The sequence below is a fragment of the [Flexibacter] sp. ATCC 35103 genome (assembly GCF_001975985.1).
In the GTDB taxonomy this organism is placed as follows: Bacteria; Bacteroidota; Bacteroidia; order Flavobacteriales; family Flavobacteriaceae; genus Flavobacterium.
Genome location: NZ_MTQF01000003.1, coordinates 161,742 through 175,704, shown reverse-complemented (window position 1 = coordinate 175,704; position 13,963 = coordinate 161,742). Strand labels below are relative to the sequence as shown.

Annotated in this window: 13 protein-coding genes; 2 read left to right on the top strand and 11 right to left on the bottom strand. The window is 35.3% G+C overall.

Going from position 1 to position 13,963, the window contains the following annotated elements; translation table 11 throughout:
* Positions 1 to 35: 35 nt before the first annotated feature.
* Positions 36 to 1,232, bottom strand: coding sequence for an aminopeptidase C (locus BXU01_RS05055; RefSeq protein ID WP_083692005.1), 1,197 nt, complete (start codon positions 1,230 to 1,232; stop codon positions 36 to 38).
* A gap of 269 nt (positions 1,233 to 1,501) precedes the next feature.
* On the opposite strand from BXU01_RS05055, the gene BXU01_RS05050 reads away from it, so the two are divergent.
* Entirely contained in the window at positions 1,502 to 2,299 is a 798-nt protein-coding gene (locus tag BXU01_RS05050) for an AraC family transcriptional regulator (RefSeq protein ID WP_083692004.1), read from the top strand.
* A gap of 78 nt (positions 2,300 to 2,377) precedes the next feature.
* Positions 2,378 to 3,238: a CPBP family intramembrane glutamic endopeptidase gene (locus BXU01_RS05045; protein ID WP_083692003.1), complete on the top strand. Its 861-nt coding sequence runs from the start codon at positions 2,378 to 2,380 to the stop codon at positions 3,236 to 3,238.
* Positions 3,239 to 3,381: 143 nt separating this feature from the next.
* On the opposite strand, the gene BXU01_RS05040 is transcribed toward BXU01_RS05045, so the two are convergent.
* From BXU01_RS05040 to BXU01_RS04995, 10 genes are all read right to left on the bottom strand, one after another.
* On the bottom strand, positions 3,382 to 4,566 hold the full coding sequence (locus tag BXU01_RS05040) for a BamA/TamA family outer membrane protein (RefSeq protein WP_083692002.1): 1,185 nt from the start codon (positions 4,564 to 4,566) through the stop codon (positions 3,382 to 3,384).
* Positions 4,567 to 4,635: 69 nt separating this feature from the next.
* Positions 4,636 to 5,607 carry a transporter gene (locus BXU01_RS05035; RefSeq protein WP_083692001.1) on the bottom strand — a complete coding sequence of 324 codons (972 nt, stop codon included), beginning with the start codon at positions 5,605 to 5,607 and terminating at the stop codon, positions 4,636 to 4,638.
* 49 nt (positions 5,608 to 5,656) lie between these two features.
* Positions 5,657 to 6,844, bottom strand: a complete 1,188-nt coding sequence (locus BXU01_RS05030) for an AraC family transcriptional regulator (RefSeq protein ID WP_083692000.1) — start codon at positions 6,842 to 6,844, stop codon at positions 5,657 to 5,659.
* Positions 6,845 to 6,994: 150 nt separating this feature from the next.
* Positions 6,995 to 7,576, bottom strand: coding sequence for a DUF4136 domain-containing protein (locus BXU01_RS05025; RefSeq protein ID WP_083691999.1), 582 nt, complete (start codon positions 7,574 to 7,576; stop codon positions 6,995 to 6,997).
* A 254-nt stretch (positions 7,577 to 7,830) separates the two neighbouring features.
* Positions 7,831 to 8,580 (bottom strand): DUF6515 family protein, encoded by a 750-nt coding sequence (locus tag BXU01_RS05020; protein ID WP_255373708.1) that lies wholly within the window; start codon positions 8,578 to 8,580, stop codon positions 7,831 to 7,833.
* Positions 8,581 to 8,600: 20 nt separating this feature from the next.
* A complete protein-coding gene (locus BXU01_RS05015; RefSeq protein ID WP_083691997.1) occupies positions 8,601 to 9,341 on the bottom strand; it encodes a DUF2092 domain-containing protein in 741 nt (246 codons plus the stop codon).
* A gap of 30 nt (positions 9,342 to 9,371) precedes the next feature.
* Entirely contained in the window at positions 9,372 to 10,772 is a 1,401-nt protein-coding gene (locus BXU01_RS05010) for a DUF2252 domain-containing protein (protein ID WP_083691996.1), read from the bottom strand.
* 12 nt (positions 10,773 to 10,784) lie between these two features.
* Positions 10,785 to 11,561, bottom strand: coding sequence for a DUF2490 domain-containing protein (locus tag BXU01_RS05005; RefSeq protein ID WP_083691995.1), 777 nt, complete (start codon positions 11,559 to 11,561; stop codon positions 10,785 to 10,787).
* A 60-nt stretch (positions 11,562 to 11,621) separates the two neighbouring features.
* On the bottom strand, positions 11,622 to 13,073 hold the full coding sequence (locus tag BXU01_RS05000) for a DUF1254 domain-containing protein (protein ID WP_083691994.1): 1,452 nt from the start codon (positions 13,071 to 13,073) through the stop codon (positions 11,622 to 11,624).
* Positions 13,074 to 13,111: 38 nt separating this feature from the next.
* Positions 13,112 to 13,939 (bottom strand): hypothetical protein, encoded by an 828-nt coding sequence (locus tag BXU01_RS04995; RefSeq protein WP_083692695.1) that lies wholly within the window; start codon positions 13,937 to 13,939, stop codon positions 13,112 to 13,114.
* Positions 13,940 to 13,963 lie beyond the last annotated feature (24 nt).

Genomic DNA, 13,963 nt, shown 5'->3' with positions numbered 1-13,963 from the left:
CAGCGCTTTTTCAATTTTATAAAAACCTATGATAATTAAACCCCTAATTTCTTAGCAATTTCAGTAGGAATTCCACCTTTGTTTACTAGTAAAGCAGTTGTTTTATATTTCACGAAGTTTTTAGTTACAAACAAATAACCTTTATAGTCGTTTGTTGCTCCCCAAGAATTTTTTACGATGTAATATTCTTTTCCGGTTTGATCTTTTGCAAGACCTATAATGTGCATTCCGTGATCGTCTGTTGTGGTGTAATTGTCAAAAGCAGTCTGGCGCATTTCTGGCGTAATTTCCGGTTCCGCTTTTGGTCCGTTAAACATGTCTGCTTTTTCTTCGGCAGTCATATCATCGAATTTTTTTGTTGGTACATACGCAACACCGTTTTTCCAGCTAAAGCTTTTCTCGCTTACATCTGTTGCCCATGCTACAGTGTATCCTTTTTTCAACGCATTGTCGATAACATCTGTCATGTCATTTACTTTCACATTATAAACCTGATCAAATGACCAGTTGTCCGGAACCATCATCGTAGTTTTTTGGTAATACGGAGATGTTGTAAACGACGAAATTTCGACATATTCGTCAGGATTAATCCCTACAACTTCTTTAGCAAAAGTTTGTGGTGTGTAGTTTTTTCCTTTGTAAGTAAAGTTTTCCGGCACCGTTCCTAAATACGAATCGATTACTGCAGCGTATGCTTTTTGCCAGTTTGGTGTTAATTCTCCGTTAGGGTTTTTAACCACAGCCGCAAGAACACCTTCGATAAGGGCAGCCATTTCTCCAAATTTATTTTTGTCAGTTCCGTAGTTCAATCCCGTGTAAACTTCTCTTGGTACGGTTCCGTATTTTTTGTACATATTTATTACATCGTGCAATGCTCCACCGTCGCCAAGTGTAACTGCGCCGTGCATACGAACATAATTAATTCCTTTTTCTACATATACATTTCTTGCAGAGAAAATTTGAGACAATTCTACGGGTTGTTTTCCTAAACGAATCATTTCTGACTCTAAGAAAGAGTTTGTAGAATAACTCCAGCATGTTCCTGAAGATCCTTGTAGTTTTACAGAGGTTGTTCCTAAATTGATTACCTCGGTAAATTTAAAGTTCTCCTTACTTTTTTCGCTTGCATTCAGTTTTAGTGAATTCACTAAAATGTCTTGTGCAAAACAACCTGTTGCCCCAACGAAAAATACCGAAGCCGCAAGCACTGATTTGAATGAAAATGTATTCATAATGTATGTTTAATGATTTGATAAATTAGTAGTTGTAATTTATTTTTTGTTACAAAACAATTAAATTTTATATAAAAAAGCTAACCTTTAAGCGTTAATATTTACAAAATCTTTTTATTAAGCTAATATATCTTACAAAATATGTAAAATTATAATCTTTTAAAAAGTCAAAAAACACGTTAATCCTGATGCAATTATTTTAAACGAATTATTTTTACCAAATATGTAGTAATTTGGTTGCTGAAAATGCCACTCAATAATCCTGGGAAATGTTCGAACTCGAAAAAGAAAAATATTTGGGAAATACCAAAAATAGCTTCAATAACAAGCAAGGCATTGCGGTTGTCGAAACAGAGTATCAGCAAAAGGTTTACGAAGGATGGCATTCGCACAATAACGCACATATTACCCTTTTCCTGAAAGGCGGAACAGCCGAAAAACGAAAAAATTCCAGTACCGTTGTTGGTCCGGGTTCGTTATTGTTTTACCACAGCGACGAATTGCACCTGAATCAGGATACGCTTTTTCCGTCTAAAAACATTAATATTGAAATTGAAGAAAACCTGTTGAAGGAACTTCAAATCTCAGAAGCTATTATCGAAAAATCGATTCAGAATACTGCGCTGACTAAATTTTTGATCCTTAAGATTTTTAAGGAATCTATGGTTGCAGATCCTTTTTCTGGCGATACGATCAATATGTTATTTGCTCAACTATCAAATGCGAATACCCATTTAGAGCGATTCGAAAAAAGTCCGTTTTGGGTCAAAAGCCTAAACGAATTGCTGAACGATTGCTGGAACGAAAACCCTAATTTGCAGGATCTGGCTCAGGTTTTAAACCTGAATCCTATTACGATATCTAAACATTTTCCTAAATATTTTGGCTGTACATTAGGAGAATATATGCGCCGTATTAAAATAAACCGTTCGCTTTCGCTGATAGGATCGAACGAAAGTAATCTGACCGAAATAAGTTTTCAGTGTGGTTTTGCAGATCAGAGCCATTTTATAAGAACGTTTAAAAACCAGACGGGATTTTTACCCAAACAATTTCAGAAATTATAAGGGAGGCAAATTTCATTCTATTTTTTGGTTTTGATGCCGCATACATTTGCTCCATCATTAATCATAAATCACAATCAAATGGAAACGCTTACTTTAAAACAAAGAACTTTTAATTCTCCTCTAACCAAAATTATTCTTGCACTGCTTACTTTTATGGCAGTGGTTATTATTGGTCAGCAAATTGCCGTAAAATTATTATCGTTAACATCTCTCGATAAAGATTATCGAAATCTTTTAAAAGGACTTTTTGTTTCGGCATCCTGTGTTTTTACTTATATACTTTTCTTTAAAAAATATGACAAAAGAGCCGTTACGGAATTTGCTTCAAAAGGACTTGCAAAAAATCTTATTATTGGTACTTCAATTGGTTTCATTTTACAATCGCTGACTATTTTGGTAATTTACCTTAACGGAAGTTACAGTGTTGTAAACATCAACCCAATTTCGTTTATCCTGATTCCGTTTGCTCTTATGTTTACAGTTGCCATTATCGAAGAGGTTTTGGTGCGCGGCATTATATTCAGGATTATGGAAGAAAAATTAGGAACGTATATTTCGTTGACCTTTTCGTCGATATTATTTGGCGCTTTGCATTTGGCAAATCCTAATGGAACTTTGATTTCAGGAATATGCATTACTACAGCCGGGTTTTTAATGGGTGCTGCTTTTATTTACAGCCGTAATTTATGGATGCCTATTGCTTTGCATTTTGCCTGGAATTTTACACAATCAGGGATTTATGGCGCGATCACTTCCGGAAACGAAAAAACAAACAGTTTATTAGAGGCTAAAATACAAGGTGCGGAGTTTATTACCGGAGGCGCATTTGGTCCTGAAGGATCAATACAGGCCATTGTTTTTTGCGCTTTAGGAACCATTTTATTATTGGCTTTAAGCCAAAGAAACAATAAAATAATAAAACCGTATTGGAAGAAATAATTAAGGAAGTCTATTAAAGGGCGGAATTTTTTTTGCCACGAATTTCACGTATTTACACGAATTGAATTTGTGAAGTTTGTGGCTAATATGTACAAACCCGAAAGTCCCGAAGCCTCGCGACTTTCGGGTTTGTAACTTAAAATTTATCTTAGCCAGTTGCTTCCAAACACGACATAATAAGCCCAGTCTTCAGGGCCTTTTGCTACGTCTACACCCATTCTAAGTTTGAATTTTCTGGCTAATAAATATCTAAAACCTGTTCCGTAGCTGTAAACTACAGGTTTTGCAAAGGCTTTGTCCCAGTCGTTAAAAGCGCTTGCCAAACCGCCATAACCCATAAGACTCCATCTTTTGTACAAATCCCATCTAAGCTCACCTTCGGTCACAATACTGGTTTTGCCCTGATATCGCGCAGCGGGAATTCCTCTCAGGTTAATTCCGGGTCTGAGGTAAAAAGGCGGACTTCCAAATGTTTGTTCTCCTTCGAGCCTTAATCCGCCAATTAATTTTTTAGTAATAGGATAATACCCAATGGCTGATAAATTTACGCGCCAGGCATCATAATCACTGCCAATTGCATTATCAGACCAGAAAAAATCTGCCTGAAGGCGCATTCCTTTATCGGGAGTAAAAATATTATCACGTCCGTCAAACTGTATCGCCCCTCCTAACTGACTCACAAGACTCTTGATATCTTTTAGTTTAGCAAAGGATGGAAGATCGTTTAGATCCGGAAAATTAATTTTAGAATCTAACAAAAAATACTGAGGGCCCGCACTCCATTTTGCATTTCGAAACTGCTTCATCACCCGTGTGTAAAAAACAAAGGATTGGAAGTTAAGGTCAATTTCTTTATCATTTCCGCTGGGTAATTTTTCGTAAAACGACATGTTTACATTTCCATAACCTGCTCCTACGCGGTACATTATTTTTGATTTTATAAAACTTCCTGCTCTAAATGCGCCTGCAACCCAGCTTTTATTACCAGTATACATTCCCATTGCTCCTGTAATATCAGGATCTATAAATCTTTTTTTCCCGTTTTCGTCAATAACAGGATCGTGTTTTTTAAGAAAAATAGGTACAAGTGCACCTCCAATACCTCCTAAAGCGGGCTCAGTAATTAGCGTAGGAACAACAATAAAACCGTGTGCATAAATAATATAATCGCTTAAATCGATTGCACCATCTATAGAATCCCTAATGCTTATATGTTGTTTTTGTGCTGTAATTGAAGTAACTGACAAAACAAAAAATACATTTATAAGAAACAATTTTCTGAAGAGTTTTGTATTTATGGTATTAGAACCGGAATGTTTATTTCTCATTTAAACTCATTTAAATTACGTTTCCTTAAAACATCTATTCTTCTAAATAGCCTTATTACTATTTTTGAATTATTCTTTTTTGAAACTAAATACATGTGCCAGTGTTAGAAAAAAGGTGTTTCCCTGAAATCTGTTTACTGCATTAACTTCAGCAATCCAGCGGAATCCAGCAGAAGTACTGCAGCCAATATGAAAATAATTGACCTCAGCGCCTAATCCGCCAACGTGATCTTTATCACCTTCGACAACACCTATTACGGGCAATGGTATTTTGTCGTTTGTCATTTTATATTGCAAATAATAAATTAAACCGGCATTTAAGATTGATTTTGGAACTGTTTTTTCACCATTTAAAAAATAAAACGTTTTGCCCAAACCTCCTTCGATACTTAGGATATCTCCGGTTTTAATATTGGTATCTTTCTTTTCGCCGTTTATTTCATAAGAGGCCAATGCCGAAAAATGAAAGGTCTTTTTATCATTAAAATACAAAGTTGTTCCTGCGGCAAACTCATTCATAAACATTCCTAAGCCACTATTATCTGATGCTCCGGCCGTAAATTTTCCAGTAGGTAAATAAAGCTGATAACTAAAAATAAAGTCGGCTCTTTTATTGTGCCAGCCCAATTGCACAGGCTGTACATACATATCTGTAAATGCCAGGGAGTTTTTTGCGTTTAGATTATTACCCTGAATTGTATTTGCAGCAAAAGCAACCAGAATACTTGCGCCGTAATTTGCGCCTAAAATTTTAAATTTGCTTACATATGATGCTCCAGCTCCTGTAATGGTCATATCTATATCAGGATTTGCAATAGACTTATCTCCATCTGCGTTTCGTAAAGATGAGGCTGTATAAAAATAGCCAGGAACATAAACACTCAATGTATTTTCTGGAGTCTGGGTTCCGGATTGTAATCCCATGGCGCCAAGAATGTGGCCGCCTTTAAGTTGTGCATGGCTATAAAAACAAACCATTATAAGTAAAATGGTATAAGTGGGGAATATGGTTTGTCTATGTTTATTAAATTTTGTTTTCATAATTGATTTTTTAAAAATTAATGAGACACCATAACTTTTTACAAACTATTTAGCTCGAAGCTTGCTTAAAATAATATTCACTGGTTTTCTCAGGATTAATTCTAATTACTTTAAAATATTCTGAAGGTGATTTTCCGGTATGTTTTATAAAAGCCCTGAAACATGTAGTTCTGGATTTAAAACCGGAGCCCCAGGCCATTCCTTCCAGCGATAAATCTTTCCATTCCGGATCATTGATTTTATCTCTAAAATACTCGATCCTTTTTAGGTTTACATAATCCTGAAAATGAAGATTAAATTCTGAATTAATTAAATTTGAAATATGATGTACTGATATTCCGGTTTCATCAGCTATATCGCGTATTACTAAATCCTTTTTCAAAAAGAGTTCTTTTGATGTAAATATGTTCTCTAATTTATTGAGATAGAGTAATTTTTTTTCCGGGGTTAATTCTTTCACAAGCGGTAAAGTAGTTTTACTTTCGCTCATTTTTATTATGGTTAACCGATCATTTACAAACTCAGAAGTTTCATTTGTATCATAAAATATTTGTGGCTTGAAGTACAGCCAGCCTACTGTAAAAACTAAAACTGATGATATTAAAATGTAACAGGAGAAATCAATACTGTCAACTCTTGTGATTAAAAAATAATGCACAAAAAGGGTCGAAAACAAAAACAATACCATCAAATTATATACTCTGATCCATCCTAAAATCTTTAACCTGTTAAAATGATTTTCTTTGAATTTTTTCAGGTCATAATTCAGGATCATCATTGTTTGACAAAAAGCATAACACAGCCAAACAGTTAAACTTAACATCGAAAAAGGACTGTTTATTTTGACAGAAACATATTCGACTACGTGAAGATTCATATAATTTCCTATCCATACAAAAATGGTCAGGCTAAAATAAATCAGGAAAGGCAAAAAGTGCAGCCAATCATATTTTCTAAATACCCTGTCTGAAAATAAAATACTTCTTACATATAAAAAGGCACAAGGAGACACCAGAAAAATAAATGATTTTGTAATCATAAATAAATCAGGAAAATCTTTTAAACCATTTGCTGATAAATAAAAATTATAGATACTGACAACGGCAAGACTGAACAAAAACAGTCCCAGAAAAAAACTTTTTGAGTAATTTTTTTTTGAAAAAAGAACCATAAAGGATGTCGCAAAACCAACTATTGTAGCTATAAAAAAGAAAAGCGAAAGTACGATATCGACCATGAGATTTAAGCTTAATTTATTTTTACGTATACCTTATTCTTTTCAAAATTGTTTTAAAATTTAAAAAAAGAAAAAATTCTATTATTGGTCATAAGACTATACTAATCTGCAAAGAGATTAGTATAGCTGTCTTATAACAATATTCATAAGCTATTTTTTTGCTAATCCGGGAGGAAAACCCGCCAGGATTTTTTTGATAGAGTTTGATATAAATTCTTCAGGATTATCCGGTTTGCTGTCTATTTCGGCATTACCGATTCCTTGCCAGATCAGTTTTTGAGTTTTTGATGATACAACGTCAATTATAAGTGAACCATCAACATAATCATAAGTATTAAATGTAGTATTGGCACCGCCCATCATTGCACCGCCGCCCCAATATCCGTAAGGACGATACATGCCGCCGTAACCGTAGAAATCAGTATTTGCAGATACAGATGTTTTATTTTTTAAGATTGTTACCGCATTTACTTTTAAATCCGGACTATTTGTAGTTTCCGTAAAACCTTTACTGATTAGTTCAGCACGAATAGCTTTTGTTATACGATCAACATTTAATTGATTTATTTGACCGTCCTGCGCTTTTAAATCATAAAATGCAAAAGTTTTATATTCGCTAAAATTAGCAGAATGATCATAATCAGTTGTAACTTTTACAGTTGGAGAGCAGCTGTAAATTAAACCCAAAAATAATATTGGGATTATACGAAGATTCTTTCTTTTAATATTCATTTTGTGGTATTTAAATTAATGATTAAATTAGTCTAACTGGGAAATCTTAAATCTGGCTTAAATCCTGAATATACGGGAAGTCGTGTTAAATATTTGTTTAAGGAATTTGTAAACAACTATTATACAATATCTTAGTTTATACTCAAAGGTAAATTATTTTCTTTAATTGACGAACACCAAATACAAAAATTCTTACTTATTTACTCAGAACAGTTTATTTTTGTTAAAATACACTGTTCTGAGTCTTGTAGGTACTATTTACCTTGCACAACAACATAACTGTCCTGACCGTCTTTTGATATGGGCTGATAATACACATTATTATAAATCATGTATTTTTGACCGTCTATCGTTTTTTCTTCTGCGCCTTCCGGAAGATGTGAAACAATTGCTCCAACCGGTGCATTTACGACTTTATACTTACTAGAATCCTTAGAATAGTAAGTTCCGCCGTAATAGTAATAATCTGTTCCGGAAACATTGATTGTAACATATCCTTTTGGCAATTCAGCAATTGTTGCTCCCAGAGGTGCAGGTACAACCTTATAACCATTAGATTCTTTTACGTAATAAACTCCGTCATCATAGTTGTATTGATTATTTTCGACACTAATAATAATTGCGGCAGTTGTTAATGTAGCGGCAAAAAAACCGATAGGATACCATGTTGGTCCCCAATAATAGGGTACAAAAGGATGATAGATATAAGGATATGGCACCGGATAAGGATGAAATGGCGGTGGCAAAGGTCTTGGATATGGATACGGATGCGGGTAAGGATGCGGTGGTGGCGGTAATGGCCTTGGCGGAATTGGTCGCGGTCCGGGAGGAATTGGTCTTGGCGCCGGCATTGGGCGAGGCATAGGCATAGGGCGGGGCATGGGCCTCGGCGGAGCAAAATGACCAAATCGCTGTGCGGAAACCTGCTCCGGAATCATAATTAATAAGGCAAAGAATGCTATAATTATAATTGCCATTTTATTTTTAGGTTGATATGATTTCATAATGATGGAGTTTTATATAATTATTTAGTGTTTTCTCTGGGCGCTAACTTTACTTTTGTTGCTTTTGGAGGCGTTGTAAATTCGAACATAGAATCCGGATAATCACTATTTGTAGTCCAGTCTTTATAAAGTGCTTCATATTGGGGTTTGTCTTTATCAGAAGTATAAATGATCACTAATTTTACAGGCAGGAACAAATCGTCATTGCCTATCCAGAACTGAAAACTTTTTGTTTTATCACTTCCTGCAATATGAAAACATTCACGCCCGTCGACTATGGTTTTTCCTAAAAAAATTAAATTTCCCTGTTCTGACAGGAGATCCTGCAAAAAGGTGGGATAGAAAAAATCAGCGCCAGGAAATTCAATCCCGAATTTTTTACTGACTTCATCAATGGTCTCAATGACAGATCCCGGAGCAGTTGTAAAACCATATGTATTATTATCAAATGAATAATAATTGAGTTTTTTGCCATTGTACCATAAACTACGATTCCCTTTATCTCCTGATGAGGTAACTTTCATCTTATCCGGAAATTTTATAGAGACTTTATCATTTATGGTATGTTTAATAAGTCCTAAAATTTCGTTTGGAACATCATACGTTGTTATCGCTGTAAAACTGCATGACTTTATATCCTGCAAGGTTTCGCCAGTTCGATGTAAGAGAAAAACAGCCGTAGAATCTATACGCTGTGTCTGGCCGTTTGCTGTGATTGTTAAAACCACAAAGCCCATCAAAAACAAAATTTTTTTACCCATATATTCTATTTTTATTTATTTAATGAAAATTTAGACTTCTGCTGAAATTGGTAATCTTCCTTCTTTTATCGCGTCTAACATTTTGTTATAATCCAAATCATTTTGATCTGCATACAAAACAGAGAATCTCGAAATTGCATTGGCAAACTCATCACTTTTTCCTATGTAGCCAGACAATACTGATGGATCTCCTGTGCGGGCATGCGCTCTCGCAAGTGCCCAGCCACAAGCTTTTGCATAATCATTCATGTTTTTAGCTTTCATAATTTCGAGAATTGGTTTTACCTTGGCATCCCGAAGCTGACGGATATAAAAAAACTTGTTCTTATCATCATTTGTCCATCCTAAAAACATATCCGAAGCTGATTGCATTAATTTTTGTCCTCTTACAATTCTTTCACCCTGATGTGTGTATTTACTTTTTGCCTTTACATTATTTTCCAGAACGCTTTTTCTGGCTTCTTTAAATTGTAAAAAAATGGGTTCTCCCGTTGCCGACATCAATAAACTAATACCGCAAAGTGTTCCCACACTTCCTACGCCTACAACCTTTATAGCAATGTCATGCAAAGTATATCTCCCTAACAACACTTTCTTTTCATCAGACAATGTTTCCAGATATCGATTGTGTATGATTTCGGCCTCTTTCAAAATTTGCCTTCCTTCATCTCCTGACGGATGATAAATTAATGGAGGATCATCTTTTATTTTTGCTCTTGGTCCTTCGTGATAGGTCATTTTTGCAAATTCTTTTTCGTGTGCCGTATATTCTGCTGCTTTTTTAATTCGTTTTTGCTGAAAAGATTTTATCTCTTCGTCTTCTCCTCTTTCAATAAGTTCAGCGAGATCTATTTGTGCATACCAAATTTGCAGAGCTGATAATTTACTGTATTCCAACATATGTCTTTTGTAACTATCAGCTACATTCCAGGCAAATTCCTTACAGGTTTTATTTGAAAATTTTCGCCATCTTCCAGCAATTACAAAACTTGCTGCGAGTCTTTTTAAATCCCATTCCCATGGTCCGGGGAAAGTTTCATCAAAATCATTAATGTCAAAAACCAACTGACGTTCCGGTGTTGCGAATCCTCCAAAGTTCATTAAATGACAATCTCCGCAAAGCTGAAGATCAATTCCTGTATTTGGAGTTTGTGCCAGATCTGCGGCCATAATTGCGGCAGCTCCCCTAAAAAATGCAAAAGGAGATTCCATCATTCGACTGTATCGAATAGGCAATAAACTCTCTATTCTTCCAATACTGGTTTTGATTAAAATTTCAACAGGATCTTCACGATCTTCTGACGGATTCCATTGCTGGTGATGAGAACGGGGCGTAACTTTTCTAATAGCGACACCTTTATCAAAGCGTTCTGCTTTTGATGCTGCCGGATCAAAAATGTTTTCGCTTCCTTCTTTGAATTCATCAGTCATAATTCCTGCATTTTATTTTCTTTTAAAAGGTAAATCTGTTGTCAGGGTAATTCTAATGGTATGATTCATTCTGCTTAGTCCGCTTTCTGTATCAGGGGCTTTCCAGAAAATCTGATTCATGTACCCCAGTTCCATTCGAATTTCTCTGCGTTTATCCAGGCTATAAGCCGTTCCTACATACAATCTGTTTTGGTCCAGATAATTTTCATTACCGCTTGACGCATTAGTTCTTATATGAATTTCATCATAAACAACCGCTGCCCATCGCTGTTTAAACCATAATTGATATCGAACCTGATATCGAAGTGTGTTTTCGAATTTATAATAATCAAAATGATCACTGGTATTGTTTGGATCATCTTTTCGACCTAACCAGCGCTGCTCCATTCTAAAGCGTTGTGACCAGACTTCGTTTCCTTCTTTTTTGACGATACGCCAAATAAATTGCTCATAAATCCTGTAATCCGGATTGTTGTATGGCAATGAAAGCTCATCATATGGTAAATCCCATTGGTAGGCAACGCCAGCTCCCAATCGGTTACCGTTTTTAAGATAATAATTGGCACCTGCTCTGTAAAAAGATCCCTGAAGTTCTGACACAAAATCATTTCCTTTTGAATATCCTTCTAATAATAACCCCCATCTTCCATCTTCTTTAAAAGGCAAATACATTTCGTAACCAATCCAGGCTGCAACATTCTGTACCATTTTTTGAGCGTTTGTTTTAATGCTGAATGAGATTACAAATACGATGACAAACAGGGTTTTACAAATATTGTTTCTCTTCATTTTACAGTAGGATTAGTTTTCAATTATTAATCTCTTTTCTGATATTTAAAAAGGAGTTTTTTAATTCACTTCTTCAACATCTCCCATTTTCCATGTTTTATCAAAAAATCCTTTTTCAGGGCCATAAAAACGAGCCAGTAATTCGAATTTTCTTTTAGGATCTGTTGGAACCCAATTTGATTCTTTTCCTGCAGGAGCTTTGGCACCAAAATAAATATCTACAGAACCATCTGAATTTTTTTGAAGTCCCGGCGATGTAGAGGCACGACTTGAATACTTCATGCCCAAAATAAGGGCGTGTGTTTCGCGGTCATAAGCGGTTACTGACCAGTATAATTTTACAGGAACTTTAGCCGGTAAATGCAGTTTGTATAATTTTGAACCATCAAATGACTCCTTTTTATTATCTTTTATAGACATGAGATAAAATTGTCCTGTTCCTAAATGTTTTGCACTAAAATAAGCCATCGAATAACTTATGGCTCTTTCATCAACAGGATAAAGGTTTGGAATCGTATAATTTGTTGGAAGAGATTTTACAACATCTGCTGATGCTGGTAAAGCCCAATTTGTTCCCTCGTAAAATGGTGGCGTAAATATTTTTTCATATTTTTTGTCAATCCAGCTATGTGCGTCTTTGATTGCTGCATTTAGGATTTCCTGTCTTCTGGCATCGGCCTGAAAAGTTTTTCCTTTTTCAATTCCAATAGATTTTAACTGGTCTATCATTGCCATGTCACGAGTCAACCAAGGCTCTCTTTGTACAAATTGATTTAATATCTCGAAGAAATGAATGTTATACGGAATCGTGTTACTAAAAGAAACATCGATTAAATCAACAAAGGTTGTTGCCGGTGGATTATCAGCTTCAGAAAGAGGATAAATTTTTACTTTCTTTCCGTAATCAATGGCTCTTTTAATGTCGTTTGCACTTGCATCTGTAAGATTAGAACGAAGTATCGCATAACCTGTGTAAGTAGAAGAAGGCATCGAAATGTAACCTAACGGAATTGCGTCTTTATAATTTGGAGGCAAAATAAGGTATTTTCCGCCTTTACCTTTGTCAACTCCCGCAGGACCAATATCTTCAATGGCAGTTTGCCAGCCATCATCTAAACTTCCGGTTAAGGATGAAACTCCTTCTGCTGCCGGAATTTCTAAAACAACCGGACCTTGTCTGGTATCATAAAAAGGGTTGATATAAATTACGTCCGGATTTGGAGTTAAAGTCTGATTTTTTGAACTGATTAATCCTGACCAATACACGATCTGATTGTAATCGCCTTTTGCTTTTAAAAGACTTTCATGAAATAATTCTGAATTAACCGCTGGCATTCCCCAGATTACAGCTTCGATTGCGCGATTATAGATTAATTGTTCCTCAAAATCAACAGGTTTAAATACGGTGGTTTTGATAGTATCCGTAACTGCTGTGGTCTCATTTTTTGTCGTTGAATTAGTGCATGACAATAAACAAATTAGTACTATAATGGATAAAATTTTTGATTTCATGATTTGTTTTTTATGATGAAAGAAACTCAGAAGAAATTTTAGGATCCCGGAAATACAAAAGCCAGAACGGCTCTTAATCCCCAATCTGGTTTGCTTTCATGTGGTCCTACAATAGGAATTAGTGGCATTATAGCAAATTGAACAACCTGATCTCCTAATTTTGTAACAGCTCCTATATTTGGACTAATAGTAACCAATGTTGTTTTGCCTTCCCAATTTTGGGTAATCTCTGAGCTAATACCTAAACTTGCACCGCTTTTATAACTATGTGTCAGGAATATTTGGGTGTAAAATTGATTAAAATCGGCTCGATCTTCATTTCCGGCAACAGACCATATCTGGTTAGCAATGAATCCTATAGAAAGTCCTTTGCCCTGATGCATAACCAATACACTGGGACCAACACCAAATTTCTCTGTTCCTAAAAGTTTATCTGTAGCGGTTGGGACTAAAAAAGCAGGTCCAAATCCTAAAATAAGTCCTTTTGTTTTAGGAGCAAAAAAAGCAGTTACAGTTGCATCACTCAAACCAAATTGATGTGTGTTTTCGCCTGTAATATCTCTTTGGTCAACAACAGGTAGAATGTAACGTGTAATTAAATTTAGATTATCTGTTAATTTAAACGGAATAACAGGCTGAACGTTAATGGTATATTTTGATCCGTTAAAAGGGCCAACTCCATAAACTAAGTTGTTTTGCAATGGCACACTAATTAAGCTTGCCACCGGATTCGCTAATTTATCTGCAAGTTCCTGAGCACTTGATCCCGCTTTTGAAGCTTCTTCTTGTGCAAATGCTGAAAAACCTGTAAGAAAACAAGCTGCACTAAACAATAATTGAATACTAGCATAAAATTTACGTTTCATAATCATTTCATTTAAAAGATTTTT

What these genes read in the sequence shown, in the direction of transcription:
- BXU01_RS05055 (WP_083692005.1), bottom strand. Translation starts at nt 1,232, where the DNA reads ATGAATACATTTTCATTCAAATCAGTGCTTGCGGCTTCGGTATTTTTC.
- BXU01_RS05050 (WP_083692004.1), top strand. Translation starts at nt 1,502, where the DNA reads ATGTTCGAACTCGAAAAAGAAAAATATTTGGGAAATACCAAAAATAGC.
- BXU01_RS05045 (WP_083692003.1), top strand. Translation starts at nt 2,378, where the DNA reads ATGGAAACGCTTACTTTAAAACAAAGAACTTTTAATTCTCCTCTAACC.
- BXU01_RS05040 (WP_083692002.1), bottom strand. Translation starts at nt 4,566, where the DNA reads ATGAGAAATAAACATTCCGGTTCTAATACCATAAATACAAAACTCTTC.
- BXU01_RS05035 (WP_083692001.1), bottom strand. Translation starts at nt 5,607, where the DNA reads ATGAAAACAAAATTTAATAAACATAGACAAACCATATTCCCCACTTAT.
- BXU01_RS05030 (WP_083692000.1), bottom strand. Translation starts at nt 6,844, where the DNA reads ATGGTCGATATCGTACTTTCGCTTTTCTTTTTTATAGCTACAATAGTT.
- BXU01_RS05025 (WP_083691999.1), bottom strand. Translation starts at nt 7,576, where the DNA reads ATGAATATTAAAAGAAAGAATCTTCGTATAATCCCAATATTATTTTTG.
- BXU01_RS05020 (WP_255373708.1), bottom strand. Translation starts at nt 8,580, where the DNA reads ATGAAATCATATCAACCTAAAAATAAAATGGCAATTATAATTATAGCA.
- BXU01_RS05015 (WP_083691997.1), bottom strand. Translation starts at nt 9,341, where the DNA reads ATGGGTAAAAAAATTTTGTTTTTGATGGGCTTTGTGGTTTTAACAATC.
- BXU01_RS05010 (WP_083691996.1), bottom strand. Translation starts at nt 10,772, where the DNA reads ATGACTGATGAATTCAAAGAAGGAAGCGAAAACATTTTTGATCCGGCA.
- BXU01_RS05005 (WP_083691995.1), bottom strand. Translation starts at nt 11,561, where the DNA reads ATGAAGAGAAACAATATTTGTAAAACCCTGTTTGTCATCGTATTTGTA.
- BXU01_RS05000 (WP_083691994.1), bottom strand. Translation starts at nt 13,073, where the DNA reads ATGAAATCAAAAATTTTATCCATTATAGTACTAATTTGTTTATTGTCA.
- BXU01_RS04995 (WP_083692695.1), bottom strand. Translation starts at nt 13,939, where the DNA reads ATGAAACGTAAATTTTATGCTAGTATTCAATTATTGTTTAGTGCAGCT.